Below are 16,142 nucleotides of genomic sequence, written 5' to 3' on the forward strand. Positions count from 1 at the left end.
TGAAGCATTTATTCAGCACTAAAAACACCGACGCTTGTACGCCATCATAGATATTGAGACAACGGGCAGCCAGCCTGTTCAGGACAAGATAACTGAAATTGCCATTTTCATTCACGACGGGCATCAGATCGTGGACAAGTATAGCACGCTGATTAACCCGCAGCGCCCTATTCCCTATTTTATCTCGCAGCTTACCGGCATTACCGATGAAATGGTACAGGATGCACCAAAGTTTTATGAGGTAGCTAAAGAGATCGTGCAGTTTACAGAAGGTAAAGTGTTTGTGGCACACAATGTTCGCTTCGATTACTCCTTCATTAAAAAAGAGTTTGCAGACCTGGGCTTTACGTTTCAGCGCAAAACACTTTGCACCGTACGCCTTAGCCGTTCGCTCATTCCGGGCTTGCCTTCTTATAGCCTGGGCAAACTTTGCAAAAGTATAGACATAGACCTGCAACAGCGGCACCGAGCAATTGGCGATGCCGAAGCAACTGCCAAGCTTTTTGATAAACTCATTAAAATAAACCGGCCGGTTATAGATGGCGCTAATCATGCCGCTGAACCATCCGAGCAGATTAAGCACGAGATCAAAACATCACTGCTACCGCCAAGTATAAAAAAAGAACAGGTAGATGCCCTACCCACAGAGCCAGGCGTTTATTACTTCCATAACGAAGTCGGCGAAGTGATTTATGTTGGCAAAAGCATCAACATACGCAAGCGCATTATCCAGCACTTTAACATCGATTATAAAAGCCGTAAATCACTGGAGTTCAAAAACAGCATTGCCGATATAACGTATGAGCGCATGGGCAATGAGCTGGTGGCCCTGTTGTATGAATCGGCTGAGATAAAACGCATGAAGCCCCATTATAACCGGCAGCAGCGCCGCAGCGTGTTTAACACGGGCATATTTGTTTACGAAGACAGCAATGGCTACAAGCGCCTTACGTTTGGCAGCGTTAATAAGGCCGATAACGTGAACATGACGCCCATTATAGCGCTTTCAAACCAATACAAGGCAAAAGGTTTTCTGTTTCATAAAGTAGCTAAGTATAACCTGTGCCAGAAACTGTGCGACCTGTATAAAACAAACGGCGCCTGTTTTGATTACCAGGTGCATCAGTGTAAAGGCGCCTGTATCGGGCTTGAAACACCAGAAGTGTATAACGCCCGTGTTGATGAAGCCTTGGATTCTTTCACCTATGAGCACAATAGCTTTGCAATTATTGGTAAAGGAAGAGAGCAGGGTGAGAAATCAATCGTTATTGTAGAACACGGCACCTACCTGGGCTTTGGGTTTGTAGATGATCATTTTTTGGCACAAAGTATAGAAGACTTTAAAAGCGCCATTACCCGCTACAACGATAACAAAGATATACAGCAGATTATACGGGGCCACATGCGCAGCAAGCACAAGGATAAAGTAATCGTATTTGGATAGAAAACTACCTTTACATTTTTATCCTGCCTATCTTTGCTTTTAAAGCTAAATTAAAGTAACTCTGAAGTATAAATCTATAACCTGCCAGGCAGCCCTTGCTTTGGCCAAATAAAACATAAGTGAAAGAAACAAACACAAAGTTCAGAGCAGGCGTTTTGTCTGGCGATGAAGTAACAGAACTCTTTAAGTATGCCAACGAGCAGAATTTCGCGCTTCCGGCTGTAAACGTAATTGGTACCAACTCGGTAAATGCCGTTCTGGAAACAGCAAAAGCAGTTAATTCACCTGTAATTATACAATTCTCACATGGCGGGGCGCAGTTCTTTGCAGGCAAAGGCCTTGCAAACGACGCCCAGAAAGCTGCCATTGCCGGCGCTGTTTCTGGCGCACAACACGTGCACCTGATGGCAGAAGCATACGGTGTTCCGGTTATACTGCACACTGACCACGCTGCAAAAAAATTATTACCCTGGATAGATGGATTACTGGATGCAGGCGAGAAATTTTTTGCCCAGAACGGTAAGCCCCTTTATAGCTCGCACATGCTGGACCTTTCTGAAGAGGAGCTGAAAGAAAATATTGAAACCTGCGCCAGCTACCTGAAGCGTATGGACAAAATGGGTATGACTGTTGAGATTGAACTAGGTGTTACCGGCGGCGAAGAAGATGGCGTAGACAATACTGGTGTGGATAGCTCACGCTTGTATACCCAACCTGAAGAAGTAGCCTTTGCTTACGAAGAGCTAAACAAGATTAGTAATCGCTTCACAATTGCGGCAGCTTTTGGTAACGTGCACGGGGTTTATAAGCCTGGCAACGTAGAGCTTCGCCCTGAAATATTGAAGAACTCACAGGAGTATATTCAGCAGAAATTCGGCACTGGCCACAACCCGGTAAACTTTGTATTCCATGGTGGCTCAGGTTCTGAGAAGGCCAAGATAAAAGAAGCTATCGACTATGGCGCTATCAAAATGAACCTGGATACCGATATGCAATGGGCATTCTGGGATGGCGTACGTAACTACTACGAAGGCAAAAAAGGCTATCTGCAAAGCCAACTTGGTAACCCGGAAGGAGCCGATTCGCCAAACAAAAAATACTATGACCCAAGAGTATGGCTGCGCGAAGGCGAAACAAGCTTTATTACTAGATTAAAAGAAGCTTTCGAAGACCTGAACTGCATTAACCGCAACGCATAGATGGTTAACTATAAAACAAAAGAGGTAGAGCTGCAGCTCTACCTCTTTTGTTTTATAGTTATGTCAGGCAATCAAAGTATAAAACTATACTTCAGGCATTAAGTTTAACCTAGTATAAATTTATTTGTGGTTAAGCAGCCATTGATAGATCATATCGGTATCCTCTCTGCGGCAAAGCTCGGAACCTGTTGTCATGGTAGCGGCTGTGCCGGCAGCTACGCCATAGCGAACCATCTCTTCCAGGCTAAAACCTTTTATCAGGCTAAGTACCATACCTGCTACCATACTATCGCCTGCGCCAACGGCACTTTGTTGTTTAACTGTAGGCGGCACCACGTAATGTATACCCTGGTCTTTTGTAGCCAGCATTGCTCCCCGCGGCCCCAACGAAACTACTAAAACCTGGCACTTGCCCTCATCCAGAATTTGCTTTGCAATAACCTCCTGCTCCATAGCTGATATATGCTCTTTGCCAGCCAGTGCCGCAAGTTCTCCAAGGTTGGGTTTGAGTAAGTATACACCTTCGCCTGCGGCTTTTAATAATGCCTCCCCGGAAGTATCTACAATAAGTTTAAAGCCTTTTTGCCTGGCCATTTGAGCCAGTTGGAAGTAAAAATCATCAGGCATGCCGGGCGCCAGGCTGCCACTGGCCACCACGAAATCTGGTTGCTCATCCAGCTTTTCCAGTTTATCTAAACATGCTCTCCATTCAGCTTCCGAAGTTTCCGGTCCGGGCATACCGAAGCGGTACTGTGCGCCATTACTTTCATCTATTACCAGCAGGTTTTCACGGGTCCAGTTTTTTGAAGGAATTACCAGACTTTCTACCTGTTCCTCATTTAACAGTGTAATCAGGCGGTCGCCGGCAGGGCCACCGGCCAGAAACCAGGCCCATGCTTCGCCTCCTAGCTTTTTCATTGCCCGGGCCACATTTATACCTCCACCGCCGGCTTCGTAGCGCGGTTCTTTGCAACGTAGTTTTTTATCAGGTACAACCTGTTGTACGCTGGTGCTTTTATCCAGAGCCGGGTTAACGGTTATCGTAATTACCTTGTGCATACAACGTAGTATAAAATGCCTGAAGGAAAGACAAATAAGGTTAGTAAGTCAATCTATACTTTATAGTATTTCAAACATTTAACGCCTGATATCGAACTCGCGTTTATCGCCGGTTCTGAAAATATGCACCTGCCCGCGCACTCCTATCTGTACTTCGTTCGACCAGCCCCGGGCAAAAGTTATCACCATGCGCTCACTTGTTAACTCCAGCGATATCCAGTGCCCACGGTAGCGCAATTGCTGCTTTAAGCAACCTAAGGCCTCAGGCAAAACCGGGTTCAGCCACAACACATCATCTCTTATTTCCAAACCGATATAACAGCGCTGCACTAAGTCTATAGTTCCGGCCATTGCTCCCAGGTGAATTCCCTCCGCTGTAGTACCTCCCTGCACATCTTCCAAATCGCTTAACAGAGCCATTTCAAAATTAGACCAGGAACGTATACGGTCAGAACGGGCAAGAACCCAACTATGCACAATCTGGCTTAGTGTAGAACCATGCGAAGTACGCTCTTCATAATACGCGATATTCAGTGGTATACTTTCAGGGTTAAATTTGTAACCGATACGCGTAAAAAGCTGCACCAACTCTTCAGATGAAAACAGGTAAAACAACATCAGTACATCGGCCTGCTTACTCGCTTTATACTTATTTACGTTCTTGCCTTCGCTCTCCAGAATACGGTCCAAACGCATCACTTCGCCATACTTTTGCTTGTAGGTATTCCAATCAAATTCCTGAAGCTCATCATACCCTTCAAACTGGGCAATAATCTGGCTTTCGGCAATAAAGGGAACAAACATTTTCTGGCTGATGTGATGCCATTGTTCGACTTCCTCGGCAGTTATGGCACATTTTTCAAGCAGTTCCTGAAGCCGGGATGCGTCGAGCATTTCAAAAAGCTTGAGGGCACACTGTATTACCCACACCGCCATCACATTTGTATAAGCGTTGTTATTTAAGCCCGGCTTATCAGAGTCCGGATAGGCTGTATGGTATTCATCCGGCCCCACAACATTTCTGATCTCGTAGCGATCTTTTTCTGCATTATAGGCTGCAATGCTGGACCAGAAAAGTGCGATCTCAAGTATAAGCTCGGCACCAATATAGGTGAGAAACTCCCTGTCTTCGGTAGCCTGGTAATACTGCCATACATTGTAGGCTACAGCCGCGTTAATATGACGTTGCAAAAAAGTATTATCCGGAAGCCAGCGACCTGATTTAGGATTCAGATGAATGACTTGGCTTTCTTCGCGCCCGTTACTCCCACTCTGCCACGGAAACATAGCCCCACGGTAACCAGCCTGCTGTGCAGCAAATTTAGCCTCTTGCAGGCGCCGGAAGCGGTACATGAGCAAAGCCCTGGTAAGTTCTGGCTGGCGTAGGTTCAGGAAAGGAAAGATAAAAAGCTCGTCCCAGAAAACATGCCCTCTATAGGCCTCACCATGTAGGCCACGGGCGGGAACCCCGGCATCGCGCCCGACTATGTGCACTGAAACCGTTTGAAGCAAGTGGAAAATATGCAACCGCAGCACAGCCTGGGTTTTTGTATTACAGGCCAGGTCGAGATCGAAGCGATCCCAGGTGTGGCGCCAGGCCCTGCGATGTGCCTTAAATATCTCCTCAAAATTACCCCACCTGGCCAGGTTGGTTCTGGCTTCCAGTAAGGGTTCGGAAATAGCAAAATCACGGGAAGTATAAACAGAAACAGTTTTTTCAATTACCACATCTTCGCCCTGCCGGCAACTTAGTTGTAATATTTGTTCTATGTAATCTTCTTCGCGGTTTAACTGACTTTTTACTTCCTGCTTTTTGCAATTAGCATATACAAGGGTACGTGCTGCCTGCGCCATCCTGATTTTGGATTGATTTGTTTGCACCAGGAGAAAAACAGTGTCAGGGTCGTGCTGGCCGGCTGCTATAGGTTCCAGGTGTTTTTTCTGGAGGCTGCGGTATCTGGCTATACCATTATTTTGCACACGGCCGTCGAGGGCAGTTCGCACTTCTATTTCACCAGACCAGTTAACCGGGATAATTTCCCATTGCAGTGCCGCCGCATGCGGGTTGGCCATACTTACAAAGCGCCTGCTGGTTAGTTTTGTTTCTCTTTCTGAGGTATCTCTAAAGTGAAGCTGCCGTGTAAGTAAGCCAATCTCCATATCCAGTTCCTGACGGAAGTTTAGCAGCGTAACCTTTTCCAGGCTAAACCACTCCCCATCTTTATGGCGAAAAGTAAGCGGCAGCCAGTTTGGCCAGTTTACTAGGTCTTCGTTTTCAATTTCTTTACCCGCTACTGTGGAGGTCAGGCGGTTATAACCCCCTCCCAGGTATGTACCCGGATAGTGAATCTTCTCATCATCCTGCGCTTCTTCGGCAGCGCCCCGGGTTGCAAAATTACCATTGCCTAATGTGCAAAGCGCTTCGCGCACCGGCTGTACCTCTGGCTGCCAGCTGTCGTAAACAATTTTCCACTTATCCATGGTAAGTTAAAGTATGCAGAAGTTGATCCAGAAACTGCTTCACTTCATCTACATCTTTTAGCCTGTAAGTTGCCGCCGTTTTTTCGTCGTGCTCGCCAACAAGTATAGTTATACCACGATCCTGAAGTGTTGCAAAAGCATCTTCGTCTGTAATATCATCACCAATGTATAGTGGCATTGTTACCTGTTCATTCAGCTCAAGAGCCTCCATCAGCCAGAGCACCGCTTTGCCTTTGTGCCAGTCCAGGTTTGGCTTTAGTTCGATAACCATTTTACCTAGGCCTTTTTTTAGTTCCGGGTGTTGTGCTATCACTTCTTCCGTAATTTGCTTTACCTGTTCTACATTTTCATCGGCTACATTCCGGTAATGTACAGCAATGGCATAGCGTTTTCGTTCAACAAGTGTGCCTTTTATACTTTGTAATTTCTCACGGAGAACTTTTGCAGAAGCATCTAATGCAGGCAATGCGGCGCTGGCACCTCCCGGCTCTGTATGCATGCCACCCGGCCCGGAAATATCGAACCCATGGGAACCGGCAAAGTATACATTATCGAGTTGAACCAGTTGCTTAACATTCTGCCGGTCGCGGCCGCTTACTATGGCTACTTTACAAACATCGGCAAGCTGACGCAACACATTCCGCATCTCATCGGAAAGTATGGCTTGGTCGGGGTCTTTTACAATGGGTGTCAGGCAACCGTCGTAGTCCAGGAAAACAGCCGGCTGTTTTCCGTTTAGTTTTTCCTTAAGCAAGTTGTTTTCAAGAGCTGAAGGCAGTTCTTGGGCTTCGGTTCTATGTATGGTTGTTTCCATGCGGTTGTCTGTAAAATTACTGATCACCAGATCAGCGCCGTTGTGTAAAAGAGTATTGGCTGCGTTGCCCCTGTTTACCCCAACTACAAGTGCAAAGTTGCCGGCCTTGCCTGCTTTTACCCCCGCCAGTGCATCTTCAAAAATTGCTGCCTGCTGTGGCAATACACGTAACTTGCGGGCAGCCTCCAGAAAAATAGCCGGATCAGGTTTTCCTTTCAGGCCAAGTTCTTCAGCTACCACCCCATCTACCCGCACATCAAATAAATTTTCGATTCCTGCACCACGAAGTATGGCCTGGCAGTTTTTGCTTGCTGAAATGATGGCTGTTTGCCTGCCAAGTCTTCTTTGTTGTTCGAGCCAACTTATGGTATCGGTATAAACTTCCGCTCCGCCCTGCTTTACCAGTTCCAGAAAGTATTGATTTTTTAGATTCCCGAGGCCTGCTACGGTTTCTTTTCCGGGTTCATCCTGGGGGCTACCTTCGGGCAACGATATACTTCTGGTTTTTAGAAAATTTCTTACTCCATCATAACGCGGAATTCCATCGATATACTGGCGGTAATCAAGTGGTATACTTAGCGGCTCGTATTCTTTTTTATCCTGTTTGCCACGTTGCAAAAGATAATCATCGAACATATGTTTCCAGGCGTTGGCATGCAGCTTGGCTGTTTGTGTAACCACTCCATCCAGGTCCAGGATAAGCGCCTTTATACTTTTCCGGTTCAGGGCATTTTCTAAAATCTTATTCATCATTTTGAGCTACCAGTGGAAGTATGATCTGCCATAAAACTTATACTTTACTTCCTGTTTTAATGAGCTTCCCAGCACCTCTAAACCACAAGAATTTATAAAGCTCCGCTACCAGAATTACGATCGAAGAAAGCAATATCAGGAATACCAAATCACGAATAGGCATTAGCTCGAAACGGAAAATATTGCGCAGGTAAGGCGAATATATAACCAAGGTGAGCATTGCCAGGGAGATCAGGAAAACAATGTTGAGGTACTTATTGCTGAATGCCCCTATTGAAAATAATGACTTGTTGAGCGATCGCATGTTATAGGTATTAAAAACCTGGGCCATTGCCACTACCAGAAATACGGCCGTACGGGCAGTGCCTGCTCCCTGCGGCAAGTATAACCGGAAAGCTCCCAGCGTTAGCACAACCATGGTTATGCTCATGAGCAACAGGTAAGGTATTACAGATTTATCAAGTATAGGTTCATCACGGGCAACCGGTTTCTGTTTCATAATATCCTCTTCGCCACGCTCGCCAGCCAACCCCAGTTCCATAATACCATCGGTTACCAGGTTTACCCATAATATCTGAGTGGCAGTAAGCGGAAATGGCCAGCCAATGGCTATGGCAACTATAAAAACCGATACCTCTGCAAAGTTTGTAGTAAGCAGAAAAAAACTTGTTTTGCGCACGTTCTGGAACACGATCCTGCCTTCGCGCACGGCTGCTACTATGGTAGAAAAATTATCATCTGATAGCACAATATGGGAAGCGTCCTTAGCTACATCTGTCCCTCGGATACCCATTGCAATGCCAACATCGGCACGTTTGAGGGCTGGAGCGTCGTTTACACCATCGCCTGTCATGGCTATCAGGTGACCTTTATCCTGCAGGTGCTCGGCAATGCGCATTTTGGTAGCCGGGCTTACACGCGCAAAAACGGATGTATGCTGCACCTGCTTTTCAAATAATGCTTCATCTTCTTCCAGTTCGTTTTCCTGCAAGGCGTGTGGGTAGTTTTCATCCTGTTCATGGTGTTCGATGATGCCTACCTCTCTGGCAATAGCTGCGCCTGTTTCTTTATGATCACCAGTGAGCATCATAACCCGGATTCCTGCAGATTTACAGGAGCCTATGGCTTCTTTTACACCACTCCTCGGCGGATCCACGATACCTGTAATACCCACAAAAACCAGATCATTTACATCATTTGAGTTGGCTGATGTTATACTTGCTGGAACAGGTTTATAAGCCAGGGCCAATACCCGCATGGCTTCACTTGTCCAGGTCCTTACAGTTTGCGATAACTGTTCCTGAAAATCCTGACTTAAATCCTGCACGCCTTCTTGTGTAAGCCGGCGGGAGCTACGCTCCAGTATAATTTCGGGAGCACCTATTACGAGTAACTCACGCGTGTTATCAGCATGTGCTATTAAAGTGGCCCTGTACTTTTGATCTGAACTGAACGGCAGATCATCTAACGTTTCGGTTTGCGGAAGTATGAACGCTGAAAGAGCCTGCGCTTTTTTAGAAAGTACAAGCAAAGCCACTTCAGTAGGATCGCCGCTTACAAGCGGCTCGCCGGGCAAATTTACATTGTGCTCCAGGTGGGCATTATTACTTTTTTCAGCGATAAGCAGCAATTGGCGCAGCACCGGGTTGGTTGCCATATCAGTCTGTGGGCCTTGCTGTTCAAACGCACCCTGTGTGGTATAGCCATCGCCAGTCACAGAAAATGAGGAACCATCGCCCAGGAAAAGACGACTTACAGTAAGTATACTTTGGGTAATAGTGCCTGTTTTATCGGTAAGTATAACCGTTACAGCACCCAGCATTTCGGTAGCAGTAAATTCCCGGATAATAGCATTTTGCTTTGCCATGCGGTTGGCCCCTATGGCCAGCACAATAGATATAACGGCAGGCAAGCCTTCCGGCACAGACGAGACAAGTGTTGCTACCGTTATCAAAAGCACATCCTGAAATGCAAAGCCCCGCAGATAGTACCCGATCACAAAAACAATTATAGAAGTAAATATAGCTATGGCTGCCATCTGCCTGCCCAACTTCGAAGTTTTTTTCCGGAAATTGGTTTCTGTGATTTTTATCTGGCTAAGCGACTCCGATATCTTTCCGATTTCGGTGTTTTTTCCGGTAGCCGTTACAATGGCTTTAGCTGTACCATGTGCCACGTGGGTGCCCCTGAAAATCATATTCTGCCTGTCGCCGATACTGGTTTTTTCTTCGATAAGCTCTGTGTGTTTACTTACAGGCAACACCTCGCCGGTAAGAGACGCTTCCACCGTTTTCAGGTTTTTCTGTTGCAGAATACGTGCATCGGCGGGCACGCCATCGCCCTCTTCCAAAAGTATAATATCGCCTGGTACTAACTCGCTTGCATCTATTTCTTTTGCTTTGTTATCGCGCAGCACAGTAGCCTGCTGCTTTATCATCCGCTTCAGGGCAAGTATGGCTTTTTCGGCCCGGTACTCCTGCAAAAAACCAAGAATGGCATTGAACAAGATAATCCCCAGAATCACGTACACATCAACATACTGGCCGCTATACCAGGCTACACCAGCCGCAATCAGAAGTATAAGTATCAGAAAATCCCTGAACTGCTTTAAAAACAGGAAAAGCATACTGGTACCCTCCTGGCCGGTCAGTTCATTGGGTCCGTAGTCCTGAAGCCGTTGGGCGGCTTCATTGGCAGAAAGCCCTTCTGAGCAGGTTTGGAGTTGATCCAGTGTTTCATCTACCGGAATGCAATGGTAAGGATACTTCTGGTTGATGGCCATTGATTTTAGGTGTGATCTTAGTGTGGAAAACTACAAAGAACTAAACCTGATGTAATGTGATGGCTTAAGGTATACCGGCTGTCTGCTCTTCAGGTGGCACCTGCGGGCCTTGCTCTGGCCGCGTAGCCGGATTATCGCCACCTGTAGTATATTCTTTTGGCGCAGGTTGTTGTGGCGGTTCCGGCTTTGGTGTGCTTTGCTGTTGCTCACGGGTTTTATCAGGTGCCGCATCTACCGGATCTACGTTTAGAGCAATCAGGTTTTGCAGACCTACAGTTTGGTTACTAAAGAATAAAATATCGGCTAATGACATGAATTTGTGCAGTTTAGTATGATTAGCTTTACGCAAAGCCTTCAAACATGTGTTACGGCTGGCTCCGGATATTATTCCTATAAGGCATATTTATAGTTTAGTAAGCGTAAAAAACGGTTTCCTGAGTAACCACGACAACAATTTTGCTATGTTTGCAGTAATTCAACCGAAGCTACGCTAACCTAATATTATGCTGAAAAACTACTCTCCGACCACGACACAAGCCTGGAAAAAACTTGAAGCACATTTTGCAACACTTCAGCCACAACACTTGCGTGAGTTGTTTGCCCGGGATCCGGAACGTTTCGATAAATTAAGCTTCCGTCTTGAGGACACGCTTTTTGATCTATCAAAGAACAGGATAACGGAAGAAACCCTGGATTTGCTAACCCAACTGGCAGAAGAAACCGCCTTACCGGAAGCAATAGAAAGTATGTTCAGAGGCGATAAAATAAACGCCACTGAAGGACGTGCCGTGCTACATACTGCTCTTCGTAATTTTACAGATGCGGAACTGATTGTGGATGGCGAAGATGTGCTGAGTGAAGTACGGGATGTGCAGCAGCAAATGAAAAATTTCTGCGATAAGCTGCATAGCGGCTCCTGGCTTGGCTATACCGGCAAACCGATAAACAGCATCGTGAATATTGGTATCGGAGGATCGCACCTTGGCCCGCAAATGGTTTTTGAGGCGTTGAAGAAGTATAAAAAACCGGAGCTTGAAGTATACTTTATCTCCAATGTAGATGGTACCGATGCCGCTGAAGCATTGCGCAAACTCGATCCTGAAACAACGTTATTTATCATTGCTTCCAAAACCTTTACTACAAAAGAAACTATAGCCAACGCTCATACTTCGCGCAGTTGGTTTCTGGAGAAGGCAAAAGACGAAGCGCATATCAAAAAGCATTTCGTAGCACTTTCAACCAACACAGCAGAAGTAGAAAAATTTGGCATTGCACCTGAAAACACGTTCAGATTCTGGGATTGGGTGGGAGGCCGTTTTTCGCTGTGGTCTGCAATCGGGCTATCGGTGGCTTGTGCGCTCGGCTATGATAAATTTGAAGAGTTACTGCGGGGTGCCGAGTCCATGGACAAGCACTTCCGGCAGACGCCGCTCAGAAAAAACATACCGGTACAACTGGCCTTGCTGAGCATCTGGTATACTAATTTTTTTGGTGCGCAAACACATGCTATACTTCCTTACGACCAATACCTGCGCCTGCTACCCGATTACATGCAGCAGCTATTAATGGAAAGTAACGGCAAAACCACCGACCGAAACGGCAAACAAGTTACTTACCAGACACAACCTGTAATCTGGGGTGCAGCAGGCACAAACAGCCAGCATTCATTTTTCCAGCTCATACACCAGGGCAGTATACTTATACCTTGCGATTTTCTTGCTCCGGCTATCAGCCAGAACCCTATCGGCGAGCATCATGCCATGCTACTTTCCAACTTCTTTGCCCAGACCGAAGCCCTTATGAAAGGCAAGACCGAGGACGAAGTAAGACTGGAAATGGAGAAAGCAGGAAAGGTAAACGAAGAGCTTGTACCGCATAAGGTATTCGCAGGAAATAATCCATCTACCTCCATTATGTTCCGTGAACTGAATGCTTATACATTAGGTAGCCTGATTGCCATGTATGAGCACAAAACATTTGTGCAGGGCGTCATCTGGAATGTTTATAGTTTCGACCAATGGGGCGTTGAACTGGGTAAGCAACTGGCTGGCACCATTGAGAAAGAATTACTACAAAATACCGAAGCGCAGCACGATAGTTCTACCACTGGGTTGATAAACTTTTACAAAGAAAACCGCAGCTAAGAGCTATACTATTAAGTGCCGGGGTCTTAAACTGTTTACTTACTTTACACGCATGTCTTTAACACGCTGGGCGCTTTTCCTGTTGGGCTGTATGCTGCTGGCCAGCTGCGCCGATGCTGATTTCTTTCAGAAAGATGCTTTGGTGAAGCAACCTCAACCAGCCGGCACAGATAGTGTTTGGGTAGTTGCAGGCAGGCATTATGACCGCAGCGCTTTTCACCGTTTTTTCTGGGGAGACCATAACCGCGATATCTGGACAACACCGGTAGCAGTACCGGTGTTTAACCTGCACACTACACAAGTTGGTTTTAAACTGATAGAGAAAGGCGGTGGCTTCCAGACCATCAGTTTCGAGCTACAGGATAAGTTTGGCCGGACCTATGCCTTACGCTCTATTGATAAAGATCCGGTACAGGTATTGTCAAAGTTCTGGCAACCAACTTTTGTAACTAATATAGTGCGCGACCAGACCTCAGCTGCCAACCCCTATGCTGCTTTGGTAGTGCCGGTTTTAGCAGAGGCGGCCGGCGTTTTGCACACTAACCCCAGGCTCTACTACATTCGCTCCACTGACCAAAGCTTTGGCCAGTATGCCGCGCTTGTGCAGGGCAAGCTTTTCCTGCTCGAAGAGAAGTATAAATCCCCTGCTGATCTGCAGGATGGCTTACATAATGTAATTGACATCGAAGGTTCTGAGGATGCACTACGACTGCGTTTCACCAATCCCCGCTATCATTTTGATCAGAAAGCATTTGCCCGGGCCAGGTTGTTAGACCTGTTTTTAGGCGACTGGGACCGGCATAAAGGGCAATGGGATTGGGCTTATATAAAGCAAGATTCCGAAGTATACTTTAAGCCCATACCGAAAGACCGCGACCAGGCTTTCCTGAAAATGAATGATGGTGTGATTCCATTTATAGCTACAAGCAAATTGCTGGCCCGGAAACTCCATTCTTTCAGTAAAAATATTGATGATGTAAAGGCCCTAATGATAAATGCAGCTTTCATTGATGCCCGGCTTTTGAACGAACTTACCCGAAACGACTGGCAGCAAATTGCAAAGCAATTACAATTAGCTTTAACCGATGCAGTAATTGAAAAGTCTGTCAGGCTGCTTCCGGCGCCAATTTATACTTTGATAGGCAAAGAAATTACCCAAAGTTTAAAGAACCGAAGAAAACAATTGCCAGCTGCAGCAGATGAAATGTATAAACTATTGGCAGCAGAAGTAACGATAGCAGGCACCGACCTGAAGGAAAATTTTATAGTTAAGCGCCTGCCCAACGGAAATACAGAGGTAACTATGCTTCGCCCGGCTACAACCAAGCTACCTGCCAAAGTTATGTACCAACGCGTATTTCTCCCGCACGAAACAAACGAGATCATACTTCATGGTTTGGCTGGCAATGATGAATTCAGTGTGGATGGTGATGTGCAGGATGCCATACTTGTTAAAATTTACGGTGGCTTAGGCGAAGACAAAATCACAGATAACTCACACGTTGCAGGCAGGAAAAAAATGACGCAGATCTACGATACCGAGCGCGGCAACGAAATACTATTCGGCACCGAAGCCAAAGATTTTACCACCCGCGATGTTCGCGTACACGCCTACGACAGAGAAGGAAACTGAAGCACCCAGAAAGGGGTAATTCAGAGTCCTGAGTCACGAGTTCTGAGTTATGTAAAAAGCGCTGGTTAGAAGTATAACTTTATGCTGTTTCCGAACTTATTAACTCTTATCCTCCAATAACAAGTATAAGCAAGTAAAACTCAGAACTCGCGACTCAGAACTCTTATTTCTGCTTTGCTACTTTTTCCAGCATCTTCAGCACCAGCTCTTCTGTACCGGTTATGTAATTAGATTTAGAGGCCGTTGCATCGTGCGTTTTCAGGTACTTCAGCAGCTTGTCTTCACGGAACAGATTAATTACTTCCGGATGAATATAATACTTGCTGCACACACTGGGCGTGTTTCCCAAGCCTTTGGCCACCATTTTCACAGCCTCTTTTATACCTTTCTCCTTGTCCAGTTCTGGTTCGTTGTCTAAAACCTGCTCCAGGCATTCTACCATGCGTACCGTGCCACCCCAGGTCCTGAAATCTTTTGCCGTGAAATCATACTCCGTGGCGTCACGCAGATACTCATTCACATCACCGGATTCCAGTGTCTGCCGTTGCCCGTTTTCGTCGTAGTACTGGAACAGATCATACCCCGGAATATCCTTGCATTTTTTAACCAGCTGAGCCAGTCTGCGGTCTTTAATATCGATGTCGTGCTCCACTCCTTTTTTCCCCCGGAAGGTAAACTTAAGCTGGCTGCCATTTATCTGCACATGCCTGTCGCGGAGGGTAGTAAGCCCATACGATTTGTTTGTTTTGGCATAGCTGCGGTTACCGATCCGGATCAGGGCATTATCGATGAGCGAAAGTACCAGTGCCGTTACTTTTCGTTTATTAAGTTGCTTTGCCTGCATGTCTGCATCTATACTTTGGCGGAGCTGCGGCAACGATCTACCAAAGGCGATCATACGGCCAAACTTGGTAAGGCTGCGGGCCTGTTGCCAATCCGAATGGTAAAGGTATTGCTTGCGCCCTTTTGCATCGTAGCCGGTGGCCTGCAGGTGGCCTTTAGCCGACGGCGAAATCCATACTTGCGTCCAGGCTGGCGGAATGACCATCTTCTTTATCCGCTCCAGCGTTTTTTCATCTGTTACTTTTTCGCCTTTTGCATTTACATAAATATAGCCGCTGCCGCTTTTTTTGCGGGTAATACCGGGTTTAATATCTGAAGTATACCGCAGGCCTGCCCAGGCAGCTGTGCCACTGGGGTCGGCGTGTAATTCGTGTAAATCTATTGCTGTTTGTTTTGTAGCCATAAAAATGTGCGGTAAAGTATAGCCGCATTCCCTAGCAGTACAGCACAAGCCGTACAAAGGTTATTTCTATACTTTGCCCCAACCCTACTTTAAAACTTATTTACCTGATTTATACTTGCAGCTTATATGTGTATCTTGCCAGCGAAATACATGCTGTATTCTTATGACCATACATAAACAGATTTCCTACCTCTACGCTTTTTTTGGCGCATTCCTGATTGCCTGTGGTTTTGTAGCCGTAGATGTGGCTGGTACACAGGCACAAACAGCCCTGATAACCGGCGCGATCGGCGGCTTGCTGGCGCTTACAGCTGGGCACTTCCTGAACCGTGGCAAACGCCTTGGATTTATACTTGGTGCTGCCGAAGCCGGCCTGCTTACGGTGCTGCTTTTCTGGCGTGCCGGCGCTTACTTTATTAAATTACTGGAACTGGTAAAGAACACCGAAGGGGCAGATACGCCTCAAACTGCAGGTATGGCTTTTCTGGTAACAACGGCTATGCTGGTAGTGGCACTTTTAACACTGGCTGTATCGGTTATGTTCGCAAAACAGGTGTTGGGAGAAACAAAATAGCTTTTCGTCTATA

At 46.4% G+C, this 16,142-nt stretch carries 11 protein-coding genes; 5 read left to right on the forward strand and 6 right to left on the reverse strand.

What is annotated here, in order from left to right; genetic code table 11:
• Nucleotides 1-34: 34 nt before the first annotated feature.
• Together LWP20_RS11270 and fbaA are read left to right on the forward strand one after the other, a co-directional pair.
• The gene (locus LWP20_RS11270) at nt 35-1,444 is read left to right on the forward strand and encodes an exonuclease domain-containing protein (protein WP_242928242.1); all 1,410 of its coding nucleotides are present in this window, start codon (nt 35-37) and stop codon (nt 1,442-1,444) included.
• A 119-nt stretch (nt 1,445-1,563) separates the two neighbouring features.
• A complete protein-coding gene (gene fbaA / locus LWP20_RS11275) occupies nt 1,564-2,643 on the forward strand; it encodes a class II fructose-bisphosphate aldolase (RefSeq protein ID WP_242928243.1) in 1,080 nt (359 codons plus the stop codon).
• A 120-nt stretch (nt 2,644-2,763) separates the two neighbouring features.
• On the opposite strand, the gene LWP20_RS11280 is transcribed toward fbaA, so the two are convergent.
• The 5 genes from LWP20_RS11280 to LWP20_RS11300 form a co-directional block, all read right to left on the reverse strand.
• Nucleotides 2,764-3,702, reverse strand: coding sequence for a 1-phosphofructokinase family hexose kinase (locus LWP20_RS11280; RefSeq protein ID WP_242928244.1), 939 nt, complete (start codon nt 3,700-3,702; stop codon nt 2,764-2,766).
• 78 nt (nt 3,703-3,780) lie between these two features.
• On the reverse strand, nt 3,781-6,183 hold the full coding sequence (locus LWP20_RS11285) for a glycoside hydrolase family 65 protein (protein WP_242928245.1): 2,403 nt from the start codon (nt 6,181-6,183) through the stop codon (nt 3,781-3,783).
• Complete coding sequence (otsB, locus tag LWP20_RS11290) at nt 6,176-7,747, reverse strand: trehalose-phosphatase (RefSeq protein ID WP_242928246.1); 1,572 nt, start codon at nt 7,745-7,747, stop codon at nt 6,176-6,178. Before otsB ends, LWP20_RS11285 begins: the two co-directional genes overlap by 8 nt.
• Before the next feature lie 40 nt (nt 7,748-7,787).
• Nucleotides 7,788-10,532, reverse strand: a complete 2,745-nt coding sequence (locus tag LWP20_RS11295; protein WP_242928247.1) for a cation-translocating P-type ATPase — start codon at nt 10,530-10,532, stop codon at nt 7,788-7,790.
• 64 nt (nt 10,533-10,596) lie between these two features.
• Nucleotides 10,597-10,845, reverse strand: a complete 249-nt coding sequence (locus tag LWP20_RS11300) for a hypothetical protein (protein ID WP_242928248.1) — start codon at nt 10,843-10,845, stop codon at nt 10,597-10,599.
• A gap of 190 nt (nt 10,846-11,035) precedes the next feature.
• On the opposite strand from LWP20_RS11300, the gene pgi reads away from it, so the two are divergent.
• Nucleotides 11,036-12,676 (forward strand): glucose-6-phosphate isomerase, encoded by a 1,641-nt coding sequence (gene pgi, locus LWP20_RS11305; RefSeq protein WP_242928249.1) that lies wholly within the window; start codon nt 11,036-11,038, stop codon nt 12,674-12,676.
• A 52-nt stretch (nt 12,677-12,728) separates the two neighbouring features.
• Complete coding sequence (locus LWP20_RS11310) at nt 12,729-14,309, forward strand: hypothetical protein (protein WP_242928250.1); 1,581 nt, start codon at nt 12,729-12,731, stop codon at nt 14,307-14,309.
• Between the two features lie 163 nt (nt 14,310-14,472).
• Here the strand turns inward: LWP20_RS11310 and LWP20_RS11315 are convergent, their stop codons facing one another.
• The gene (locus LWP20_RS11315; protein WP_242928251.1) at nt 14,473-15,555 is read right to left on the reverse strand and encodes a DNA topoisomerase IB; all 1,083 of its coding nucleotides are present in this window, start codon (nt 15,553-15,555) and stop codon (nt 14,473-14,475) included.
• Nucleotides 15,556-15,718: 163 nt separating this feature from the next.
• On the opposite strand from LWP20_RS11315, the gene LWP20_RS11320 reads away from it, so the two are divergent.
• Complete coding sequence (locus LWP20_RS11320) at nt 15,719-16,129, forward strand: hypothetical protein (protein WP_242928252.1); 411 nt, start codon at nt 15,719-15,721, stop codon at nt 16,127-16,129.
• Nucleotides 16,130-16,142: the final 13 nt, after the last annotated feature.

It is taken from the genome of Pontibacter vulgaris, assembly GCF_022758145.1.
In the GTDB taxonomy this organism is placed as follows: Bacteria; Bacteroidota; Bacteroidia; order Cytophagales; family Hymenobacteraceae; genus Pontibacter; species Pontibacter vulgaris.

What these genes read in the sequence shown, in the direction of transcription:
- LWP20_RS11280 (WP_242928244.1), bottom strand. Translation starts at nt 3,702, where the DNA reads ATGCACAAGGTAATTACGATAACCGTTAACCCGGCTCTGGATAAAAGC.
- LWP20_RS11285 (WP_242928245.1), bottom strand. Translation starts at nt 6,183, where the DNA reads ATGGATAAGTGGAAAATTGTTTACGACAGCTGGCAGCCAGAGGTACAG.
- otsB (WP_242928246.1), bottom strand. Translation starts at nt 7,747, where the DNA reads ATGAATAAGATTTTAGAAAATGCCCTGAACCGGAAAAGTATAAAGGCG.
- LWP20_RS11295 (WP_242928247.1), bottom strand. Translation starts at nt 10,532, where the DNA reads ATGGCCATCAACCAGAAGTATCCTTACCATTGCATTCCGGTAGATGAA.
- LWP20_RS11300 (WP_242928248.1), bottom strand. Translation starts at nt 10,845, where the DNA reads ATGTCATTAGCCGATATTTTATTCTTTAGTAACCAAACTGTAGGTCTG.
- pgi (WP_242928249.1), top strand. Translation starts at nt 11,036, where the DNA reads ATGCTGAAAAACTACTCTCCGACCACGACACAAGCCTGGAAAAAACTT.
- LWP20_RS11310 (WP_242928250.1), top strand. Translation starts at nt 12,729, where the DNA reads ATGTCTTTAACACGCTGGGCGCTTTTCCTGTTGGGCTGTATGCTGCTG.
- LWP20_RS11315 (WP_242928251.1), bottom strand. Translation starts at nt 15,555, where the DNA reads ATGGCTACAAAACAAACAGCAATAGATTTACACGAATTACACGCCGAC.
- LWP20_RS11320 (WP_242928252.1), top strand. Translation starts at nt 15,719, where the DNA reads ATGACCATACATAAACAGATTTCCTACCTCTACGCTTTTTTTGGCGCA.